The sequence below is a fragment of the Mycobacteroides saopaulense genome, assembly GCF_001456355.1.
Taxonomy (GTDB): Bacteria; Actinomycetota; Actinomycetes; order Mycobacteriales; family Mycobacteriaceae; genus Mycobacterium; species Mycobacterium saopaulense.
This window is the reverse complement of sequence record NZ_CP010271.1, coordinates 2,776,667-2,796,463: the sequence shown is the minus strand read 5'-3', so window position 1 is coordinate 2,796,463 and position 19,797 is coordinate 2,776,667. Positions and strand designations below refer to the sequence as shown.

Genomic DNA, 19,797 nt, shown 5'->3' with positions numbered 1-19,797 from the left:
CTGGTCGGAGCCACTTGTCGGTGTCGGATGCTACAAATCGATCACATGTTCGGACATCGAACACATGATCGAGTACATTCGAACACAAGAGCGAACGGGCCAACCGATCGACAGACAGGAAGGGCATGCAGATGGGCACCAATGTTCTCACCACGTCACGCAGTTCCCACGCCGGCGACTACGCGCCACGCGCATACGCCCCGCAGCCACGCGCATACAGCGCGGAGTATCCGCTGACCCAGCGCCGGGCGCTGCCGGTGCGCACCGTCGCCTATCGGAGGCCGGCCGGCCGTCCGGTGGCCTACCGGGGCACCGGAGTTCGCGTCTCGACGGCGGTGCACGGTCGTCGCCCGGTGAGCCTGAAGGCCACCGTCATCGTCGCGGTGGGTGCCGCGGTCGCCACGATGTGGCTGCTCATGCTCGGCCAGGTCAGTGCTGCCGGGCTGGGCGGACCTGGTGTGCCCGATCGCGTGGCGGTGGTCCAGGTCGCTCCCGGAGAGACGTTGGCGGACGTCGCCTCGCGTGTCGCGCCGGACGCACCGCGCTCGGCGGTCGTGTCCAAGATCCGTGAACTCAATGAACTCGACTCGGCGACAGTGCAAGCCGGTCAGACGTTGGTTTCCCCGGTCGGCTGATCGGCGCACGGACGTGACCTTCGAACGTGCGGGAGCACGGGTATCCTCGACACCGGTCTGGGCGCGTTGCGCCGTGCGGCAGCCCACCCGGACCAATGACATCGAGTCCAGAACCGGCGAAGGAGCAGTAATGCACTGTCCGTTCTGCCGTCATCCAGACTCGCGCGTTGTCGATTCTCGTGAGGCTGACGAGGGTCAGGCGATACGCCGTCGGCGATCCTGCCCGGAGTGTGGCCGTCGTTTCACCACCGTGGAGACCGCTGTGTTGGCCGTTGTCAAGCGCAGCGGCGTCACCGAACCATTCAGTCGCGACAAGGTCATCAAGGGTGTGCGGCGGGCCTGTCAGGGCCGCGACGTCGACGATGACGCGCTGAATCTGCTCGCCCAACAGGTCGAAGACGCCGTCCGTGCGGCGGGATCCCCGGAGATTCCCAGCAATGAGGTGGGCCTGGCGATTCTCGGCCCGCTACGTGACCTGGATGAGGTCGCCTACCTGCGTTTCGCGTCGGTGTACCGCGGGTTCAGCTCCGCGGAGGACTTCGAACGCGAGATCGCCGCACTGAGAGCCCACCGGGACGCACCTACGCCGTCCTGACCTGTGCGGCGGCACCTGACTGGGGTGCTAGTCCAGCGTGAGCGACTGATCGGCCACGACATGGCCCCCGATCGTCACCCAGCCCTCGGCGCTCCATTGCGTGACAATTTGCGATCCCTTGCCCTGATTGATGATCAGATCCCGGCTCAACAAGTCGGTCATACGTGCCGCCACGGACCCGGTCGCTTCGTCCTCGCTGACACCCAGATCGGACGCGAAGACCCGCGATCGCACCAGGTTCGCATTGCGGTCTTGCCAAGCCCACACGCAATGCAGCAGTTCGTCCGCGTAGTCGGCAGGGTCGGCCGCCTCCACATCGGCGGGGGAGTCTGCCTCGTGGAAATCGGTTTCGGGAGCCCAATCGGATCGGGCGCGTATCCAGGTGCGGTCGTCGTAGCTCACTTGGAGCACACCGGCCGGGACCTGGAGGGTATTGACCGGCGTCCCGCGTTCGCGAAGCCACCAGGCCAGCCCCACCGTCGGATGCCCGGCGAAGGGGAGTTCGGCGGCGGGAGTGAAAATCCGAAGATGCGCCGTATTGGATCCTTCGGCAGGCAGATCCACGAACACGGTTTCGCTGAAACCTAACCGGGTGGCAATCTCCTGGCGGTCCGCCGGGGCGACGTCGGCGGCGTCGACTATCCCCAGGGGATTGCCGAAGTTGCCTGTCTCGTCGGTGAATACGCGAACAACCGCGACATCAACGCTCATTCCTCGACTCTACGTCGCGTCCGCATTGTGCACTCAGGTACCCGGGAGCTGCGCAAATCTTCGACCGCTCTTGCGCTCTCGGGTCAGGTGGCGCTGCGTTCGTCCGTACCCATGGCATCGAGTACCGCCATGCGAGTACGGGCGGCCCCGCTGATGGCATGTTCGGTGACACCGGTGCGCAGCAGTCGGCGCAGTTCGTCCTCGTTGTACTCGGCGGGATCGGTCGAGGCGATGAATTGGCGAACAACGCCGATGAATCGCTCGGGGTCGTCATGGAACGGGAAATGCCCGGACCGGTCGAAGATCTCCAGCGTTGCACCGGGCATCGCGGCATGGGCGAGGTGGCCGTGGCTGACCGGGATGACCAGGTCATCGCTACCCCAAATCAACTGCACGGGAACAGATTCGGTCAGATAACATCGGTCGAGCATGGTGACCACCTGCCCGCGCCAATCCACCACGGCGCGCAATGTCCGGGTGAACGCGGCCGACGCCTTGGGCTCGGGTAGGTCGGCGAGAACCCGCAGCACATCGGGGATATCGCGCGCCATTCCCGCCCGTCCGAATGTTGCGCGCGCTACCGCGCCGCCCAAGCGGATCATGGGCATGGCCAGCGGTAGCCGCAACAGCCCGAGTGTGTCACCGATGAAGGGCAATGACGCACAACGCAATACGATGTTGACGTCCTTGGTCACCCCGCCCGGTGCCACCAGGATGAGTCGTTCGACCAGGTGGGGGAACTGGTAGGTGAATTGCATCGCGACGCCGCCGCCCAGCGAATGCCCGACGACGGTGACCTTCTCGATGTCCAGCACCGCCAGCAGGTCTCGCATGCCGTTGGCGTAGGCCGCCACCGAGTAGTCGGCGCGGGGCTTGTCCGACTGACCGTGTCCCAGCAGGTCCGGGGCGATCACGGTGAAATGTTCGGCGAGCTGCGCGTGCACGCTGTCCCACGTTGCGGAGTTGTCGCCGATTCCGTGGATGAGCAGCAGGGCAGGCCCCGATCCGGCGATCCGGAACGCACGCCGGTAGCCGTGGATGGTGCGGAACTCCATCCGCGGACGGGTCGGTACCTCGGCGGCGGATTCGGTGTCGTCGCCGTCCACGAGTTCGTCGACGCGCTCCGTATCCGGCACCGGACGCAGGAGGCGCGGCGGAGGATTCATGTCAAGTATTTTGACCCTTCGCCGCAAATTTGGCGCGGCGAGCGCATAACCGGGCTAAAGAATGGGCCCTTCCGGCGATGGCCCTGACGGGTCCTCGCCGAACTTGGCCTGTTCAGCGAGGAATCGCTCGAACTCCCCGGCCAACTCATCACCGCTGGGTAGTTCCTCGTCCCGTGCCAGCAATGAACGGTTCTCCTGGGCCGCGACAAAGGCGTCGTACTGGCGTTCCAGCGCGTGGACCACCTGGGCAACTTCCTCGCTGCCCTCTACCTGCTCATTGATCTGATTGCGCACCTTGGCGGCGGCCTCGGTGAGCTCCTGCAGGGGAAGATCCAGGTCACCCGTCCTGGCCACTTCCTCCAGCAGTCGCTGAGAGGCCTCCGGGTAATCGGTCTGCGCCAGATAATGCGGGACGTGAACGGCGAAGCCGACCACGTCGTGTCCGTGCTGGGCAAGGCGGAACTCCAACAGGTTGGACGCACTGCCCGGCACTTGAACCTCATCGATCCAACCGGGGTGCTCCTCCAGCGTTTTGCGGTCGTTTCCGTGCGCGGTCAGGGTGATGGGGCGGGTATGTGGAACCGCCATGGGAATCGCGCCCAGGCCGATGGTCTTGCGCACGCCGAGCTGCTCGGCGAGCAGCCGGATGGCGTTGACGAATCGCTCCCACTTCAGATCCGGTTCGAGGCCCGCCAGCAGCAGGAAGGGCGTGCCCTTGGTGTCCTTGAGTGCGTACAGGTTGAGCTCCGGCGTGGCGTACTCGGTGAAGTGATCACTCTTGAACGTCATCACCGGCCGGCGCGACCGGTAGTCGAGCAGATCGTCGATCGCGAAGGACGCCACCAACTCGCTCTCAAGCGTCGTGCGCAGGTGTGCTGCAGCAAGCTTCACGGCGTGGCCGGAGTCGGAGAAACCCTGCAATGCGTGCACCAAAACGGGGCCGCGCCCATCGGCAGCCGCCAGTTGTGGGCCCGGGAATTCCAACTCGTACATGCCGCTCTGATCCGGCCGGTACGGCTGCTGGTCTCCGTCGTCGCTAGTCATCGCTTTCGCCTCCCTTCGCGCTCTCTACCTACCAGTGTCCCTTACCGGCAGGCAAACGGCGAATGTATCTATGCCCTCAACGGCCCGGGCGGCATGCGAATTCCGGGTGCGGCAGGTATTCGCCGAGCGCGAAATCCCTCAGGCCTTGAACTGATTCAGTGCACGAATCTTGTTCATCACATCGAGGGCGGCCACCTTGTACGCCTCGGAGAACGTCGGATAGTTGAAAACCGCGTCGACCAGGTATTCGACCGTGCCGCCGCAGCCCATCACCGCCTGCCCGATGTGAACCAGGTCGGTGGCATCGGAGCCGAAGATGTGTACCCCGAGCAGCTTGAGGTCCTCGGTGGACACCAGCAGCTTGAGCATTCCGTAGGAATCCCCGGCTATCTGGCCGCGTGCCAGCTCGCGGTACCGCGAGACACCCACCTCGTACGGAATGGCGTTCTTGGTGAGTTCAACCTCGGTGGCGCCGACATAGGACACCTCGGGGATCGAGTAGATACCGATCGGCTGCAGGTCGGTCATGCCCTTGGAAGGCTCGCCGAATGCGTGGTACGCCGCCAAGCGCCCCTGATCCATCGAGGTGGCAGCCAGCGCCGGGAATCCGATGACGTCGCCCACCGCATAGATGTGGTCGACCTTGGTCTGGAAGTTCGCGTCGACCCAGATCCGGCCGCGGTTGTCGGCCTCCAGGCCGGCCTTGGCGAGGTCGAGCTGGTCAGTTTGGCCCTGCCGTCCCGCGGAGTACATGACGGTGTCGGCGGGAATCTGCTTGCCACTGGCCAGCGTGGTCATGGTTCCGGTGTCGTTGACCGCGACGGTGGTGACCTCTTCGCCGAATCGGAACGTCACCGCCAGGTCGCGTAGGTGAAAGCGAAGGGCCTCAACGACTTCCGGGTCGCAGAAGTCGAGCATCGAGTCGCGTTTCTCCACCACGGTCACCTTGGTGCCGAGCGCGGCGAACATCGACGCGTATTCGATGCCGATGACACCGGCGCCGACCACCACCATCGACCCCGGGATGAAACGCAGATTCAAGATGCCGTCTGAATCCAGGACACGCTTCTCGTCGAAGGCCACACCCGAGGGACGGGCAGGGTTGGTGCCGGTGGCGATGACGGCGTAATCCGCGCGCAGGGTGGTGCGTTCTCCACGCGACGGTTCCTCGACGATGACGGTGTGCTCATCGGCGAATCGCCCGATGCCGCTGATCAAGTCGATGCGGTTGCGCTGCAACTGCGCGCGCACCACCTCGATCTCCTTGCGGATGACGTGCTCGGTGCGGGCCAGTAGGTCCTCCGGGGTGATGTTGGCCTTCACCCGATAGCTCGCGCCGTAGAGCTCGCGCTGGTTCATACCGGTCAGGTACAGCACCGCCTCGCGCAGCGTCTTGGACGGGATGGTCCCGGTGTTGGTGCAGACCCCACCGAGCATGTTGTCGCGTTCGACCACTGCCACCGTCTTGCCCAGCTTGGCCGCGGCGATGGCCGCCTTCTGGCCGCCGGGGCCCGATCCGATGACGACGAGGTCGTATTTGGGGGTATCTGCTGCCGGGGATGAGCCGCTTGCGCGAAGACCGTTGGTCATGGGTGTACTCATACGCCGATTCGCCTAATCGTGCATGCCGTCCGTGTCACGGTGACATGAACACTTGTCCCTGTCGAATCTCGCGCGCGCCTCCTAAGGCCCGGCCGGTGCCGATGGCAGCATGTGAGCGTGACGGCATCGCGGCTGCTGGCGACGATTGTTGTGGCTGGTTGCTGCGCGGCCGCGTGTTTGTCGGCGCCCGCATGCTCGCGGGCGATCGAGGGATCTGCCGTGCAGTCATCGGGCGGCGCGTCGTCCCCGCTGACCACCACGCCAGCACCGCCGCGGGCGCCAACGGGCCCGGTGGCGCCGCTACTGCTGGCGCCGGCGGATTTCCCGCACCAGTATCCGGCCAGCACGTTGGACCCGAACGCGGCCGGCCTGGCACTTCGCGATATGCGGGGTGTGCCCGAGCAGGCGACCGTCGCCCCGGCCACCTGCGCACCACCGCCTCTTCCAGCGGTGCCGCAGGATGCGGCGGTGGCGGTGGGTACCAATGCCTCCGACAATTCGACCATTACGGTCGCCGTGCTGCGGGTGCCGCAGCCACTTGCCACGTACAAGACTCAGTTGGAGCGGTGCGGCTCGTTCACCTTCAGCGGTCCCGATCAGACTCAGAGCACGGTCACGGCCTCGCAGGCGGTCGCTCCGCCCATCAATGCCGATGACTCGGTCGCGGTCAATCAGACCGTGTCGCCGGCCGGAACGGGCAGCGGCACGCAGACGACCCTGTCGCTCATCGCGCAGATCGCCGATATTCGAATTCAGGCCACATACATGACTTTTCAGGGCATCGAGCCCGACGCTGTGCTCCTGGATCAGGCGTTCACCGCCGCAGTACTCAAGGTGCACGACAACTTCCGCTGACGCTTGGCGTGGTCGACGGACTTGTCCACAATCGCGGTTGCATCCACAGAACTTCGGGCGTCGTCCATAAGCCCAGCGCGCGTTGGGGGAGGTGACGGTCCTTGCCGTCAGGGTGCGGGCATGACATCACTGATTCCCGGGCCTCCCGGTCGCCCCGATTTCCGCTTGAACCGGCCCTCGGCGCTGATCGCCGCGCTACCGGCGATGCTGGGGTTCGTCCCCGAAGATTCTCTGGTGATCGTCACCCTTGCCAACGGGTTGGTCGAGGCGATTCTGCGCAGGGATCTCGATGACCTGGACCACCCCGAGAGCGCGGCGTTCGCGGCGCTGGCCGAGGTTCTGGCTCCGGGCCCGGCCGACGCGGTGATCGCCGTGGTGATCAGCGCGAGTCTCGACGAGCGGGCAGCCGGTGAGATCATCGGCCGGTTGGCCAAACATCTTGATCGCCAGGGGATCTCGTTGATCGCCGGACACGCGGCGGACCGTGTCGCCCCCGGCGGGTGGTGGCGCTGCTACGACGGATGCGGTGCGGGCGGCCCCATCGACGATCCGCAGTGCTCACCGCTGACGGCGGCCGCGGTGCTGGCGGGCAGGACCGTGCATCGCCGCCGGGAGGATCTCGTGGCGTTGATCGCGCCCACCGACACTCGCCGCTCCGCCGCGCTGGCAGACTCCTTGCGGCGCCCGTCCCGACGACAGGGCGATCAGGCGTCGGCGGACCGGCGCGCGGTGAACCGCGTGATGTGGGCAGCCTGCCGGACGGCAGAATCCCAGCCGCTCTCGAACCGGGACCTGCTCGCGATCGCTCGCTCCCTCGCGGTCGTGCGTGTGCGGGACACGGTGTGCGCGTTGGCGGTCGGCGTGCTGGCCGACGACGTGGAAAGGCTGTGGCTGGCGCTGAGTCGACTGCTGCCGGCGCCTTGGCGCGCGGAGACGTTGGTGCTACTGGGTTTCAGTGCCTATGTGCGCGGCGACGGTCCGCTGGCGGGTGTCGCTCTGGATAGCGCGCTCGCGGTCCACCCCGACCATCGCTTGGGGCAATTGCTCATGTCAGCGCTGCACACCGGTATGCGGCCCGACGAGATCCGTACGCTGGCCGATACCGGATTCCGGCTTGCTCACGAGCTGGGGATCAACCTGCCGCCCAGGAACATCCGGCAATCCGGACGCGTGTGTTAGACCTTCTCGACCATGACGGCATGGGCCATCTCGTGCGTCAGCTCGACGCTTTCATGACCGGGAATGATGATGATGACGCCGTCGGGGGAGGGTTCCACGGTCACGCGTGCGTTCGGTACGACACCGGCGTCCTTGAGGCGGGACAGCAGATCGGTGTCGGCCTGCACGTGTTCGGCCAGTCGGCGCACCACCACGGCGACCTGAGATCCCGACGGGATCTCGGTGAGACGCACCGCGCTGGCGGTCTCGGACCTGTCTGCGGGCACACCCAGCTCGGACAGGCCGGGGATCGGGTTGCCGAACGGTGAGGTGGTGGGGTTGTTGAGCACTGTGAGCAAGCGACGCTCGACGTCTTCGCTCATCACGTGCTCCCAGCGGCATGCCTCGGCGTGCACGTCTTCCCACGGAAGTCCGATGATGTCCACCAAAAGGCACTCGGCCAGCCGATGCTTGCGCATGACCGATACCGCGAGCGCGCGGCCCTTGTCGGTGAGCTCCAGGTGGCGGTCGCCGGCGACGTTCAGTAGGCCGTCGCGCTCCATGCGGGCCACCGTTTGGCTGACGGTCGGGCCACTCTGCTCCAGCCTTTCGGCGATGCGAGCACGCAGCGGCACCACGCCCTCTTCCTCAAGGTCGTAGATCGTGCGCAGATACATCTCTGTCGTATCGACAAGATCGTTCACTACTCGCCCCTTACGGTCGTGCTCAGTCTACCGATCTACAACGCAAATCGGGGCGCTGCGCTTCCATAACGCAGCGCCCCGAGGGCAGGGTAGTAGGTCAGCTAGCTCGCGTACGAACGCAGGCGCTCCGCACGGTCGCCGTGGCGCAGCTTTGCCATGACCTCCCGCTCGATCTGGCGCACCCGCTCGCGGGACAGCCCGAACAGCTTGCCGATCTGATCCAGCGTCCGCGCCTGGCCGTCATCGAGTCCGTACCGGAGCCGGATGACCTGCTGTTCGCGTTCGTCCAGCGTGGCCAGCACGCTGCGCACGTCCGAGTGCAGCAGCTCGGCAATGACGGCATTCTCCGCCGACATGGCCTCGGTGTCTTCGATGAAGTCACCGAGCGGTGCTTCCTCGTCGGTACCCACAGGCATGTCCAGGCTCACCGGATCCCGGCTGTGGTCCAGCAGGTCGCCGATCTTCTCCACGGGAATGCCGGACTCCTCGGCCAGTTCCTCGTCGCTGGCCTCCCGGCCGAGCCGCTGGTGCAGTTCGCGCTTGATGCGCGCCAGCTTGTTCACCTGCTCCACCAGGTGCACGGGCAGGCGGATGGTGCGGCTCTGATCTGCCATGCCGCGGGTGATGGCCTGACGGATCCACCAGGTTGCGTAGGTGGAGAACTTGAAGCCCTTGGCGTAGTCGAACTTCTCCATCGCACGGATCAAGCCCAGGTTGCCCTCCTGGATCAGGTCCAGCAGCGGCATCCCGCGGCCCGTGTAGCGCTTGGCGAGCGAGACGACCAAACGCAGGTTCGCCTCCAGCAGGTGGCTGCGCGCCGCGTTGCCCTCACGCACGATGACCGCCAGATCCTTCTTGCGGGCCTCGCCGAGCCGTTTCTTCGTGTCCAGAAGGTGCTGGGCGTACAGCCCCGCCTCGATCCGTTTGGCCAGCTCGACTTCGTCCTCCGCCGTAAGCAGAGCAGTCTTGCCGATGCCGTTCAGATACACCCGAACAAGGTCGGCGGCTGGACTCTGGGCGTCCAGATCCTCGGACTCAGTAGTGCGGGCCGGACGGGTCGTGGCGTTTGCCATCGCTGCCTCCTAGTTGATCCGTAAGTCTCATGTGTTGCAACGCCCGGTAGGCCCAGAAAGTTCCTGAGGTTCCCGAATGGCGCTGTCACTGACCTGCGGATTCGTCGGATGCAGCTGAGAATGTCCTGAGAATTGACATAGCTGTCCCTAAGACGGGTCAGCAGAGCCTTCCGGCGGGACCTGCCGTTGCGGCGAGGAAGCGGGATCGATGGCTCTGCGCTCGGCGGTGGGGAACAGCGCGTGGTGCTGCGTCTGGGGGCCGTAACGACGCGGCTCCTCGGCCTTGCGGGCCGGCCGGTCGTTGGCGATCAACACGGCCATCCACGGCAGCGGGATCGACGCGGCCAAGATGGCCAGCGAGATCCATCCGTTGTGCCACACGCTGTAGGCCCAAGCGGCGCCCAGGAGAGCGGGGATGCGGAACGCCATCAGCGTCAGATAGCGGCGCACCCTAGCTCGATGCTGGTCCTCTACCGAGACCGCGGCCGCTGTGATGAGTACTGGACGGCCGTCGTCATCGAACGACAGCTCTTTTCTCATATCTCCACAATGTCACAATGTAGGAATGGACACGCAGACGATCGAGCGTCCGGACACCACCGTCGACGAAACCACTGATAGCGATACGCCGAAGGTCTTCCACTACGTCAAGAAGGACAAGATCGTCGAAAGCGCGGTCATGGGAAACCACGTCGTGGCTCTGTGCGGTGAGGTCTTTCCGGTGACCCGGTCGGCCAAGCCCGGCTCGCCGGTGTGCCCCGACTGCAAGCGCATCTACGAAATGATGAAGAGGGACTAACAGCCCTCCGGGGAGTCTGCGGGAGCGTCCGCTGCCCCCTCGGTGGCACCGTTCTGGCCATTTTGGGGGCTCAGCCATTCCCGTAGCTGGCGGGCGTGTGTCGCCCCGGCCGGCCAGTTCTCCTCGATGGCGGCATTGAGCTCGGCGCCGAGCACGATTGCGAATCCGAGCATGAAGGCGAACAGCAGGAACGCGATCGGGGTGGCCAGCGCGCCGTAGGTGTATCCGGTCCGGGTGATCCAGTTCAGGTAGAACCGCAGCGTGAGGCTGGCGATGACGAAGAACGTGACTGCCAGCAGCGCTCCGATCAAAAGCCGGTGCGAAGGAAGCGGTCTGGGTAGGGATACCCGGTACAACAGCGTCACCAGAGCCACCAGCGCGATACCCAACAGTGGGAAGTAGCCGTACCGCAGCAGTGCGTTCCACGAGTCGGGGACCACCTCGGCGATGCGTTTGGGCCCCAGCGCGATCACCGGCAATGTCACCACGGCCATCGCCAACGCGGCGACATACAGTCCCAGCGCAAAGAACCGCTGACGAACGGGGTGGCGCAACGGTGTCTGGTCATGGGCCTCCACGACGGAGTCCACGAAGCTCGATATCGCCGACGACCCCGCCCACAGCGAGATGACGAATCCGATGGACACCACCTCGCCGCGCCCATCGCGCATGATGTCGATGATCGTCGGTTCGATGATCTCGGCGACCACACTCTTGCTGAACACGCTGTTGGCCACCCGCAGTAGGCGCTCTTGGATCTCGGGCAGCGTGTCGGGACCGAACAGCGGCCCGACGAACGTCAGGCTTCCCAAGATGCCCAAAAGCAGTGGCGGTAGCGACAACACCTGCCAAAACGCGGCTTGGGCAGACTGCGCGAAAATCGAGTCGTCCCAACTCTTTACGGCGGTTCTGCGAATGACGTGTAAGACGTCCCGACCCATCGAGACATGGCGCGGCTTCTCACTCATGGCCACACCAGCATTCCTGATGGGACTGTCAGCGGTGGTTACCGGGGGTGAAACCGCGGTGACTAATCCTCGACGGGCCCGCTGATGACCAGCACGGCAGACATGGCGTTCAGCTTCTCGGAGTGCTCATTGGCGTGATGCTGGCAAAAAAGCAGCTCGGCTCCCGACGGGAGTGTGGCGCGAACTCGGGCAGCCGCTCCGCAACGATCGCAGCGGTCAGCCTTCGTCAGCTCTGGACTGGTCAGAGTTGCGTTCATGGCTCCTCCGTATCTCTCCTGAGCTTTGCGGTCCGGTGAACCGCTCGGCGCCTATGTATGTACTTTGTCAGACGTTTGGGGGGTTTCGGTTGTTCCCCATGTGTGTCCGGTGTGTCGCGGCTCACGCTCGGGGTGTTACAGGGCTGAGGCAGGCTGGTGTGATGCAGTCGATGCCTACGGATGACGCCGAACTTCTTCACATCTGTTCCGCCCAGGAGTGGGCGTCGGCTCGGGCGCAGGGGGAGCATCGGCCCACGTCACTGGCTGAAACGGGCTTCATTCATCTCTCCGCGCCGTACCAGATTCACCTTCCGGCCAACCGCTTGTATCGCGGAAGGTGTGATCTGGTCGTATTGTCTGTTGCCCTGAATCTGCTTGACTCTCCGGTACGTTGGGAACCGGGTGTGCCCAGCGACCCCGAATCGATGCTGTTCCCTCACTTGTACGGACCGCTGCCGATAGCCGCAGTTACCTCTGTGGCGAATTTCCGGCCGGGATCGGACGGATATTTTGAGCCGCTGGCACCAAGCACTTCCTAAGCTATCAACGTGGTAGCTAGACTGGCCTAGTTCGTCGGTCTTGAGATAAGGGGGTAACCGCGGTGGCCTCTTCAAATCACCCGCTTAAGACCGTGCTGGCCGACGAGCCCGCGGTTGGCGCCTCGTGGCGCCCGGAGCTTGCTGCGATGTTCAATCGTGGGGCCGTCACGGACGACACCCTGAACCTCGCCTTCACCGAGATCGTCGCCGAGAACTTTCGCCCCGGACAGCTACCCGCCGAACTGACGCGCCTTCGTGAGTCGGGGACCGTCGTCGTGCCGCACGGGGTGTCGCTGGGTCTTGCCGGAGCCGACCTGCCCGACGCCAAGCGCGTCAAGCACCTGGCCGCCCTCGCTGCGGAACTCGACGCTCCGATGGTCAGCGAGCACGTCGCTTTCGTGCGGGCAGGTTTTGAGAGCGGTCGCAGCAGCGGCGTGCTTGAGGCGGGGCACCTGGTGGCTCCTCCGCGCACCACGCTGGCGCTGGACGTGTTGGTAGACAATGTGTCCCGAGTTCAGGACGACCTCGGTGTGCCGCTGGCCCTGGAAAATGTGGCCACCACCTTGCAATGGCCCGAAAATGAGCTCAGCGAGCCCGACTACCTGCGTGAACTGTCTCGACGCACCGGCTGTTGGTTGGTGCTCGATGTTCCCAATCTGTACGCGACGGCGGTGGCTTCCGGCACCGATCCCGTCGCGCTGCTGCGTCGTTTTCCCCTCGAGCGCGTCGCGTACGTCCACATCGCGGGCGGCCGCTTCGAGGGCAATCTGTACTGGGATACCCACGCCGACAACATCATCGATCCGGTGGCTGATCTGCTCACCGAGCTCGTGGTGCTCACCGCAGGGCGCGGCCTGGGCGTGCTGATCGAGCGCGACGGGTCGATCGACGAAGCCAGCGTCAGCGCGGACCTTTCCGTGGTCCGCCAGGCGATCAAGGCGGGTGTCGTTCATGCTTGACAACCGCGAGACGCTACGGCGTCGTCAACTCTCGGTGCTGTCGGATCTGCTGGCCGGCAATGCGCCGTCCGGATTCGATGAATACACGGCGCTGACGGCGGGCGAGCAGTTGCGGGTCAAGCGGCGCTACGACGTCGCCAAGGCGGTGCCGTGGCTCGACGAAATGCCTAACTGGGAGTTTGAATTCGAGCAGTACGCGCGGTTGCACTCCATGCAGTGCTGTGTGCTGTGCGATGCCAAGGAATTCCGCGAGTACACCTACGAGCTGCCGCGTCTGCGCGACTGGGTGCTGGATCGTGAGGTCGCCGAGGGCCTGCGGCGTATAGCCCTGGTGCGCCGCGGCGGTCGCCGCGAACTCCAGATCGCCTTCGGGAAGAAGTTGCGTTACTTCGCATTACGTCCGGAGCGGGCCGAGGTGTGATGACCGCCGTCATCGTCGTCGTGGCGGTGATTGTCCTGCTTATCGCGGGGCTGGGCTTCTTTGTGGCAACCAATTCCGGTAGTAGGCCGCGCAATCATGTCGGCGGACCGGACCATCAACAGAGCGGCTACTCGGGCGCCAGCCATGGGCCAGATTCCGGAAGCTAGCCGGTGATGCTGGGCGCGTGCAGGTCTCGCACAGTCGGTGACGACTGCACCTGCTGAGGGTCCGGGTAGGTTCCGAGCAGCCGGTCGGCTGTTCCCGAACTGGTGACGGTGAACCAGTAGTTCTCGTTCTTGAAATGGTGATAGCGGTGGTTCTTCCACACTGCGCGGTAGATCGCGTGACGCGGCTTGTAGTCGGTGTGGACGAGGTAGTGCGTCCACTCGTAGAACACCAGGAACAGGGCGATGGTCAGCGCGAAGGTGAGACCAAGTCCGGTGCGCGGGAAAGCAAATATTCCGATCGCGGTCAATCCCGCGATCACCACGACCAGGCTCGGCAAGGGGATGAAGACCAGCGGGATGTCTCGCGGGTCCTGGTGATGTAGGCGGTGATCGCGCGCCAGTCGGGAGTCGATCTTCACCGGTCCGACCGAGCGTGGACGCCAGTGCAGGATGCCGACGTGAATCAGCCATTCGGCGATGGGCGAGATGGCCACCAGCACGATAGGTGTGATGGCGTCGGCGATTGTCCAGCCGCCCAAGGTGATTCGAGCGCCGAGCAACGCAGCGGACCACACGACCAACATCCATGGGGTGGGATGTTTGACGAACTCGACAAGAGCGTCGCGCAGGGTCATGCCCTTGCGAGTGGCAGTGCGGGTCATTTCTCTTTCTCCATCTCGCGTAGGAGGTCGTCAAAGGCCTTGGTGCCCAAGGCGAGCATCTCGGCAGCGGCGTCTTGCGCGGCATCGGGATCTGCCGCCGCGACGGCATCGGCGAGCGCGCGGTAATGGCCGATGTCACCGACCTCGGCCGCCATGACGTTCACGAGCACATCCAATGCCCGCACATATGAATCGCGCATGGTGTTGAACACCAGCCGGAAGGCGATCGAGTCGGCGGTGTCGATGACCAGCTCCCAGAATCCGAGCGCCTGCCACATCCGTTGCAGTGGATCGTTTTCCGATTCCAGCGTGGCGGTCATGGCGCGCAACCGGTCGGCGACGCCGGGGCTTTGGTGAGCCCGCTGCGCGGCCAATCGCGCGACCTGGGGGCCGATGATGGCGCGGGCCTCGATGACGCTGGCCAGGGTGCGACGGTCCACGTCTCCGCCATAGGCGAGCAGCAGCGGGAGCACGTCGAAACCTGCATCGCTGCGGTAGTCGCGGATCACCGTCGATCCGCCTTGGCGGATGTGGATCAAGCCGGAGCGTTCCAGGCGGCCCAGCGCTTCGCGCACTGCGGTGCGCGATACCCCGAGGGCCTCGGCGAGTGCTCGCTCGCTGGGCAATGTGTCGCCGGGCGTGCGGTCGCCGGTGAGGACTTGGGCCGCGAGCTGGCTGAATATCTCGTCGGGTATCGACTGACGGGCGATCGGCTGCAGTGCCATGCCGTCACCGTAGCACCACGATTGGTAAGAGGTCTAGTGGTCTGACCAATTACCGATGATGGCGTCTGCCTCGATTTCCACCAATAGCGCGGGATCGATGAGCGCCGACACTTCGACCATGGTGGCCGCGGGACGGATGTCTCCGAAGAACTCGCCGTGAGCCGAACCGACTTCACGCCACCGCTCGATATCGGTGACGAAGATGCGGGTGCGCACCACGTCGCCCAAGGAGGCGCCCACCTGATTGAGCGCCGATCCGATTCGACGCAGCGCCTCTCGGGTCTGTTCGGCGATGTCAGCGCCCCCGATCGGGGGTTGGCCCGGGCGCGCCGCGGTGGTACCGGCCACGGCGATATGGCTGCCCACCCGCACCGCTCGCGAGTATCCGACGGTCGCTTCCCATTCACCGCCCGACGAGATCTTGACGCGTTTCATGGCGGTGAGCGTAAGCGGCGGGGAATACCGGAGGCGATCGAATAATTGGACTGCGATGTGACGGAACGCATTCGCATTGGCATTCAGCTGCGGCCCGCCAAGGCCCAGAACTACAAGCAATGGCGCGATGCCGTGCTCCGCGCCGAGGACAAGGGCGCGGATGTGATCTTCGGCTACGACCACTTCCACTGGCCCGCAGGCACCATAGGCAGCAACGGGGTGGTGCTCGACCCGGTACAGCCCGACGTCAACAACTTCGAGGGCTGGACGGCTCTGGGGTCGTGGGCCGAGATCACCTCGCGCGCAGAGATCGGGCTGCTGGTCACGGGCGTGGGTTATCGCAATCCCGATCTGCTGGCCGACATGGCGCGCACCGTCGACCACATCAGCGATGGCCGGGTGATTCTCGGGGTCGGCGCCGGTTGGTACGAAAGGGACTACACCACCTACGGGTATGAGTTCGGGACGGCGGGTTCGCGGTTCGACCTGTTCGAGGAAAGCCTCGTGCGGATCGAGAACCGGTTGGCTCAGCTGTTGCCCCAACCGGTGCGTCCCATCCCGATCCTGATCGGCGGCGGCGGTGAGAAGCGCACCATTCCCTTGGTGGCCCGCCATGCCCACATCTGGCATGCGTTCGGCGACATCGACACCTACCGGCGCAAGAACGACATCCTGATCGCCGAGGCCGAACGAATCGGCCGCGACCACAACGAGATCGAACGTTCCACCAGTTGGGGACTCGATCCAGAGCGCGGGCTCACCGCCGCCGAGGCGGACGCCTACGCCCAGGTGGGTGCGAGGCTGTTCACCGTCGGGATCGACGCCGACAACGACTATGACCTGTCGGTGCTCGACGCACCACTGGCCTGGCGGGACTCACGCTCCTAACGGTTGAAGCACGTAGTGCTCGCCGATCTCCACCGCGGTGGGAACGTCCGCGGTGACGACTGTAGGTGCGGCGGCCGGCGGTACCCGATGCTCGGGGCGCCAGGTGACGTCCGAGGGCACCAGGATGAACAATCCGTCGTGATCGCCTACCGGGCCGAATCCCGGAGTCGGCTCCCCGAACGGCAGCAGCCCGAGCTTGTCACGCAGGAGCTCTTGCGTCTGCAGCACGTCGGAAACCCCGAAGCCGACCTCGCTCAGAGACCGGATGTCGACGACCCCGAAGGGATGGTTGATCCGGTTGTCCAGGATGTTGCGTTCGATGAGTTCGAGCACTGCGTCGTCGGGACCGGCGAAATAGATGCTGCGCGCCTGCCAGTTGGGCGCACAGTCGAATTCGTCGTGCCATTGACCGTCGGTCTGCAGCGTCACGCGCTGCGAGAGCCACTGCTTGGCAGCCGCCAGGCTTCCCGCGGGGATGGTGAAGGCAATGTGATGTGCGCCGTGATATGCCGGGCCGGTAACCATGGTCAGTGTGCTGTCCCCGATGTGAACCGTGGCGCTGTCACGATCTAGTTGTACTGGCAATTCCAGGGTTTCGGAGTAGAAGCGCGCGGCGCCGGGGACATCGGTAGCGGTGATCCGCACATCGTGAATCCTCATGTCCCCGACGCTACGAGCTCAAGTGTTCTTGAGGTCAAGCGAGCGGCTGGAGCTCCCCCAAAACGGTCGGTAAGAACTCTGCGACGGTCGGATGAATATGCACAGTGCGCTGTAGTTGCCGTGCGGGAACGCCGTACTGCATGGTGTCGAGCAGGCAGTGCACCACCTCATCGCCGCCCACCCCGAGGATCGTCGCGCCCAGAATGAGATCAGTCTCGGCGTCGACCAAAACCTGCATATAACCGTCGGTTTCGCCCTTCTCGATGGCGCGGCCGACCTGGCTCATCGGCTTGCGGCCGACCAGAACGGAGCGTCCCGAAGCGCGCGCCTGCGTCTCGGTCATGCCGACCCGGCCCAGCGGAGGATCGGTGTACAGCGCGTAACAGGGCAGCCTGTCGGTGACCCGGCGGGGATCGTCGTCGAGCAGGTTGGCGGCGACGATCTCGAAGTCGTTGTACGAGGTGTGGGTGAAGGCCCCGCGGCCGTTGCAGTCGCCGAGTGCCCAAATGCCCGGCACGTTGGTCTGCAGCTGATCGTCGACCGTGATGTACCCGCGGTCGTCGGTGACCACCCCGGTGTTTTCCAGACCCAGGTCGTCGGTGTTGGGCCGACGGCCCACCGCCACGAGAACGTGCGATCCGGCCACCTCGGGGGCGCCCTGGGTGCAGTCGACACCGACGCCCACCCCACTGTCCAGGCGCGACAGGCTGATGCAGGAGGCGTTGAGCCGGAAGGAGATCCCTTCGCGTTCCAGGACCTCCTGGATGATCGCCGACGCATCGGGGTCCTCACGTTCCACCAGCCGCTGTCCGCGGTGCACCACCGTGACCCTGCTGCCGAAACGGCGGTAGATCTGGGCGAACTCCAGTCCCACGTAACTGCCGCCGATCACGATGAGATGTTCGGGGATTGCGTCGTACTCGATGAGCGAGCTATTGGTGAACAACGGGACATCGTCGACACCGGGCCAGTCCGGTACCACCGCCCGGCCGCCCACGTTCAGAAAAACTCTTTCAGTGGAGATGATCTCGTCGCCGACGGCGAGCTCGGTGGGGGAGATGAAGCGCGCGTGCTCGTGATAGATGACGCAGCCAAGGTCCTTGAGCCACTTCTCGCCGCCGTTGCGCGAGGGCAAGATCACCGAATCCTTGCGTTCCCGCACCCGGGCCATGTCCATGCCCACAGACCCGTCGACGACCACGCCCCACCGGGCGGCGTCGCGTGCCATGTGGGCGGCGTGGGCGCTGGCGACCAGTGCCTTGGTGGGGCGGCACCCCGTGTTCACGCAGGTACCGCCGAACAGGTGCCGCTCCACGATCGCCACGGTCATCCCGGCGCCGCGCAGACGGGCGGCCAGGGAGGGGCCGGCCTGTCCGGCGCCCACAACCACGGCGTCAAAGTGTGTGCTCACGTGGCGAGTGCCAGGGTGATGGCCACGGCGGCCGCGACGGTGACCGCGTCCTCGGTGAGCGCCGCGGGCAGATCCTTGCCGAATGCCCCGGCCAGCTTGCCACGCGCCCAGGCGCCGCCGAGCGTGCCGATCACCGCACCGATCGCCCCGAGCAGCAGACCGATGATGAGCCCGGGGGAGGTGCCATCGGCCAGGGTGCCGAACACCGCACCGTAGAAGGCCCCGAGCACTACGCGCGCCGCGAAGGCGGGCGGTGCCTTGCGGCTCGGCGTCTTGGGCAGTTTGTCGTTGACGATCTCACCGACGGCCAGCACCGTGGCGACGATGGCGACGATCAGACTGGCCAGAAATGATGCCCAGGTACCGTCCACCAGAAGGCATTTGGCGAATGCCGCCCAGCTCAACACCGCAAGGGGTGTCATCGCGCGCAGGCCCGCGACGATTCCGATGAGAAGTGCAGCTACATACAAACCGGTCATGGGTTCTCCCGATGCGTCAGCCGGATCTTGCTGCGCTAGAGCGTAGACCCGTGGCGCGGCCCGCGCGTCAGAACAGGGTGGGGTCGTCGAAACCGGGGGCGTGTTCGAGCTTGAGTAGTTCGCGTTTGGTCACGACGCCGCCGTACGCGGAGAAGCCGTGCAGGCTGTGATCGGCCGCCAGTACCCGGTGACAGGGGACAAGCAGCGGAATCGGATTGCGCCCCAATGACTGTCCGACGGCCTGGGCCGCACCCGGCGCACCGACGGTTGCCGCCACCTCGCCGTAGCTACGGGTCTTGCCGGGGCCGATGGCCCTGGTTGCCGCGTACACCTCGCGATCGAAATCGGTGATGTCGTCCAGATCCAGGAGAACCCACCGAAGATCGTCGTCCTCGCCGGCGAGCACACGCCGGACACCGTCGATCGCCTCGGATACGAACGGCGGCGGCGCCAGGTCGCTTCCCGCGGGACGCCGGATACGGGCCAGGGTTGCCGCGTCGTCGTGCTCGGGCAGCTGCAACGCGACGATGCCCTTGTCGCTCCACGCGATGGCGCAATTGCCAATGGCGGTGTGGAAGAAGCAGTGGCCGACAGTGCTCACGCTGTCAGTATGGCCGGACCCACCGACAGGACGGTGTCGCCGGTGGGTCCGTGCTCTGGGGTGTCGTGACCGTCACTCCAGCGCGCGCCTCAGCTCCGCGATCGCGGCGGCCTTCTCCTCGGCGCTCAGATGGGGATCGCTCGTGACGATCTCGATCTTGTGCTCGATGTACGCGCGCTCATTCGCACCCTCCCGGTGCCGGCGGCTGAGCTCTTCGAACTCCTGGCGCCGGTCGGCCACGGGGCCGGTGCCAGGAGGGGGAGGAGATCCCTCATTGCTCATG

26 protein-coding genes and 1 pseudogene are annotated in these 19,797 nt (G+C 65.2%); 10 read left to right on the top strand and 17 right to left on the bottom strand.

Features of this window, described 5'->3' with window-relative positions; translation table 11 throughout:
* Nucleotides 1-131: 131 nt before the first annotated feature.
* Nucleotides 132-635 (top strand): LysM peptidoglycan-binding domain-containing protein, encoded by a 504-nt coding sequence (locus MYCSP_RS13950; RefSeq protein ID WP_083018625.1) that lies wholly within the window; start codon nucleotides 132-134, stop codon nucleotides 633-635.
* 130 nt (nucleotides 636-765) lie between these two features.
* Nucleotides 766-1,230 carry a transcriptional regulator NrdR gene (gene nrdR / locus MYCSP_RS13945; protein WP_070910539.1) on the top strand — a complete coding sequence of 155 codons (465 nt, stop codon included), beginning with the start codon at nucleotides 766-768 and terminating at the stop codon, nucleotides 1,228-1,230.
* A gap of 27 nt (nucleotides 1,231-1,257) precedes the next feature.
* Here the strand turns inward: nrdR and MYCSP_RS13940 are convergent, their stop codons facing one another.
* The 4 genes from MYCSP_RS13940 to sthA all read right to left on the bottom strand — a co-directional run bounded on the left by MYCSP_RS13940 (nucleotide 1,258) and on the right by sthA (nucleotide 5,741).
* Nucleotides 1,258-1,941 carry a PhzF family phenazine biosynthesis protein gene (locus MYCSP_RS13940; RefSeq protein ID WP_070910538.1) on the bottom strand — a complete coding sequence of 228 codons (684 nt, stop codon included), beginning with the start codon at nucleotides 1,939-1,941 and terminating at the stop codon, nucleotides 1,258-1,260.
* A gap of 83 nt (nucleotides 1,942-2,024) precedes the next feature.
* The gene (locus MYCSP_RS13935; protein WP_083335861.1) at nucleotides 2,025-3,107 is read right to left on the bottom strand and encodes an alpha/beta fold hydrolase; all 1,083 of its coding nucleotides are present in this window, start codon (nucleotides 3,105-3,107) and stop codon (nucleotides 2,025-2,027) included.
* Between the two features lie 54 nt (nucleotides 3,108-3,161).
* Entirely contained in the window at nucleotides 3,162-4,151 is a 990-nt protein-coding gene (locus tag MYCSP_RS13930) for a proteasome assembly chaperone family protein (protein WP_083018601.1), read from the bottom strand.
* A 138-nt stretch (nucleotides 4,152-4,289) separates the two neighbouring features.
* The gene (gene sthA, locus MYCSP_RS13925) at nucleotides 4,290-5,741 is read right to left on the bottom strand and encodes a Si-specific NAD(P)(+) transhydrogenase (RefSeq protein ID WP_083018599.1); all 1,452 of its coding nucleotides are present in this window, start codon (nucleotides 5,739-5,741) and stop codon (nucleotides 4,290-4,292) included.
* A gap of 123 nt (nucleotides 5,742-5,864) precedes the next feature.
* Between sthA and MYCSP_RS13920 the strand changes: the two genes are divergently transcribed.
* Entirely contained in the window at nucleotides 5,865-6,608 is a 744-nt protein-coding gene (locus tag MYCSP_RS13920; RefSeq protein WP_162266240.1) for a hypothetical protein, read from the top strand.
* 120 nt (nucleotides 6,609-6,728) lie between these two features.
* Nucleotides 6,729-7,787, top strand: coding sequence for a DUF4192 domain-containing protein (locus tag MYCSP_RS13915; protein WP_088414036.1), 1,059 nt, complete (start codon nucleotides 6,729-6,731; stop codon nucleotides 7,785-7,787).
* On the opposite strand, the gene MYCSP_RS13910 is transcribed toward MYCSP_RS13915, so the two are convergent.
* From MYCSP_RS13910 to MYCSP_RS13900, 3 genes are all read right to left on the bottom strand, one after another.
* On the bottom strand, nucleotides 7,784-8,470 hold the full coding sequence (locus MYCSP_RS13910) for a metal-dependent transcriptional regulator (protein WP_083018593.1): 687 nt from the start codon (nucleotides 8,468-8,470) through the stop codon (nucleotides 7,784-7,786). The two genes, MYCSP_RS13915 and MYCSP_RS13910, sit on opposite strands and share 4 nt — an antisense overlap.
* 101 nt (nucleotides 8,471-8,571) lie before the next feature.
* Nucleotides 8,572-9,543 (bottom strand): sigma-70 family RNA polymerase sigma factor, encoded by a 972-nt coding sequence (locus tag MYCSP_RS13905; protein WP_005057210.1) that lies wholly within the window; start codon nucleotides 9,541-9,543, stop codon nucleotides 8,572-8,574.
* A gap of 147 nt (nucleotides 9,544-9,690) precedes the next feature.
* Nucleotides 9,691-10,083 (bottom strand): DUF3099 domain-containing protein, encoded by a 393-nt coding sequence (locus MYCSP_RS13900; RefSeq protein ID WP_070910532.1) that lies wholly within the window; start codon nucleotides 10,081-10,083, stop codon nucleotides 9,691-9,693.
* A 25-nt stretch (nucleotides 10,084-10,108) separates the two neighbouring features.
* Here MYCSP_RS13900 and MYCSP_RS13895 point away from each other — a divergent pair, with 25 nt between their 5' ends.
* The gene (locus MYCSP_RS13895) at nucleotides 10,109-10,342 is read left to right on the top strand and encodes a DUF3039 domain-containing protein (RefSeq protein WP_070910531.1); all 234 of its coding nucleotides are present in this window, start codon (nucleotides 10,109-10,111) and stop codon (nucleotides 10,340-10,342) included.
* On the opposite strand, the gene MYCSP_RS13890 is transcribed toward MYCSP_RS13895, so the two are convergent.
* Both MYCSP_RS13890 and MYCSP_RS13885 read right to left on the bottom strand, forming a co-directional pair.
* The gene (locus MYCSP_RS13890) at nucleotides 10,339-11,310 is read right to left on the bottom strand and encodes a YihY/virulence factor BrkB family protein (protein WP_088414034.1); all 972 of its coding nucleotides are present in this window, start codon (nucleotides 11,308-11,310) and stop codon (nucleotides 10,339-10,341) included. The two genes, MYCSP_RS13895 and MYCSP_RS13890, sit on opposite strands and share 4 nt — an antisense overlap.
* A gap of 62 nt (nucleotides 11,311-11,372) precedes the next feature.
* On the bottom strand, nucleotides 11,373-11,567 hold the full coding sequence (locus MYCSP_RS13885; protein WP_083018589.1) for a DUF7455 domain-containing protein: 195 nt from the start codon (nucleotides 11,565-11,567) through the stop codon (nucleotides 11,373-11,375).
* Between the two features lie 161 nt (nucleotides 11,568-11,728).
* Between MYCSP_RS13885 and MYCSP_RS13880 the strand changes: the two genes are divergently transcribed.
* The 4 genes from MYCSP_RS13880 (at nucleotide 11,729) to MYCSP_RS23330 (ending at nucleotide 13,653) form a co-directional block, all read left to right on the top strand.
* On the top strand, nucleotides 11,729-12,106 hold the full coding sequence (locus MYCSP_RS13880; protein ID WP_083018587.1) for a DUF952 domain-containing protein: 378 nt from the start codon (nucleotides 11,729-11,731) through the stop codon (nucleotides 12,104-12,106).
* 62 nt (nucleotides 12,107-12,168) lie between these two features.
* Nucleotides 12,169-13,065: a DUF692 domain-containing protein gene (locus MYCSP_RS13875; RefSeq protein WP_070910527.1), complete on the top strand. Its 897-nt coding sequence runs from the start codon at nucleotides 12,169-12,171 to the stop codon at nucleotides 13,063-13,065.
* Nucleotides 13,058-13,486 carry a hypothetical protein gene (locus MYCSP_RS13870; protein ID WP_070910526.1) on the top strand — a complete coding sequence of 143 codons (429 nt, stop codon included), beginning with the start codon at nucleotides 13,058-13,060 and terminating at the stop codon, nucleotides 13,484-13,486. Before MYCSP_RS13875 ends, MYCSP_RS13870 begins: the two co-directional genes overlap by 8 nt.
* A complete protein-coding gene (locus MYCSP_RS23330) occupies nucleotides 13,486-13,653 on the top strand; it encodes a hypothetical protein (RefSeq protein ID WP_088414032.1) in 168 nt (55 codons plus the stop codon). The genes MYCSP_RS13870 and MYCSP_RS23330 overlap by 1 nt, the downstream gene beginning before the upstream one ends.
* On the opposite strand, the gene MYCSP_RS13860 is transcribed toward MYCSP_RS23330, so the two are convergent.
* The 3 genes from MYCSP_RS13860 to MYCSP_RS13850 are packed head-to-tail and all read right to left on the bottom strand — an operon-like array spanning nucleotide 13,650 to nucleotide 15,475.
* Complete coding sequence (locus tag MYCSP_RS13860; RefSeq protein WP_088414030.1) at nucleotides 13,650-14,315, bottom strand: sterol desaturase family protein; 666 nt, start codon at nucleotides 14,313-14,315, stop codon at nucleotides 13,650-13,652. The genes MYCSP_RS23330 and MYCSP_RS13860 overlap by 4 nt on opposite strands.
* Complete coding sequence (locus MYCSP_RS13855) at nucleotides 14,312-15,040, bottom strand: FadR/GntR family transcriptional regulator (protein ID WP_083018583.1); 729 nt, start codon at nucleotides 15,038-15,040, stop codon at nucleotides 14,312-14,314. The genes MYCSP_RS13860 and MYCSP_RS13855 overlap by 4 nt, the downstream gene beginning before the upstream one ends.
* A 33-nt stretch (nucleotides 15,041-15,073) precedes the next feature.
* Entirely contained in the window at nucleotides 15,074-15,475 is a 402-nt protein-coding gene (locus MYCSP_RS13850; RefSeq protein ID WP_070910522.1) for a RidA family protein, read from the bottom strand.
* A gap of 57 nt (nucleotides 15,476-15,532) precedes the next feature.
* Between MYCSP_RS13850 and MYCSP_RS13845 the strand changes: the two genes are divergently transcribed.
* Nucleotides 15,533-16,363 carry an LLM class F420-dependent oxidoreductase gene (locus tag MYCSP_RS13845; RefSeq protein ID WP_088414028.1) on the top strand — a complete coding sequence of 277 codons (831 nt, stop codon included), beginning with the start codon at nucleotides 15,533-15,535 and terminating at the stop codon, nucleotides 16,361-16,363.
* Here the strand turns inward: MYCSP_RS13845 and MYCSP_RS13840 are convergent.
* The 5 genes and pseudogenes from MYCSP_RS13840 to MYCSP_RS13820 form a co-directional block, all read right to left on the bottom strand.
* Complete coding sequence (locus tag MYCSP_RS13840) at nucleotides 16,352-17,023, bottom strand: VOC family protein (RefSeq protein WP_088414026.1); 672 nt, start codon at nucleotides 17,021-17,023, stop codon at nucleotides 16,352-16,354. The genes MYCSP_RS13845 and MYCSP_RS13840 overlap by 12 nt on opposite strands.
* A gap of 34 nt (nucleotides 17,024-17,057) precedes the next feature.
* Nucleotides 17,058-18,434 (bottom strand): FAD-containing oxidoreductase, encoded by a 1,377-nt coding sequence (locus MYCSP_RS13835; RefSeq protein ID WP_088414024.1) that lies wholly within the window; start codon nucleotides 18,432-18,434, stop codon nucleotides 17,058-17,060.
* Nucleotides 18,431-18,913: a DUF4126 domain-containing protein gene (locus tag MYCSP_RS13830; protein ID WP_083018574.1), complete on the bottom strand. Its 483-nt coding sequence runs from the start codon at nucleotides 18,911-18,913 to the stop codon at nucleotides 18,431-18,433. The genes MYCSP_RS13835 and MYCSP_RS13830 overlap by 4 nt, the downstream gene beginning before the upstream one ends.
* 67 nt (nucleotides 18,914-18,980) lie before the next feature.
* Nucleotides 18,981-19,537 (bottom strand): annotated as a pseudogene (locus MYCSP_RS13825) (methylated-DNA--[protein]-cysteine S-methyltransferase).
* 49 nt (nucleotides 19,538-19,586) lie between these two features.
* Nucleotides 19,587-19,796, bottom strand: a complete 210-nt coding sequence (locus MYCSP_RS13820; RefSeq protein WP_070910767.1) for a hypothetical protein — start codon at nucleotides 19,794-19,796, stop codon at nucleotides 19,587-19,589.
* Between the last annotated feature and the right edge of the window lies 1 nt (nucleotide 19,797).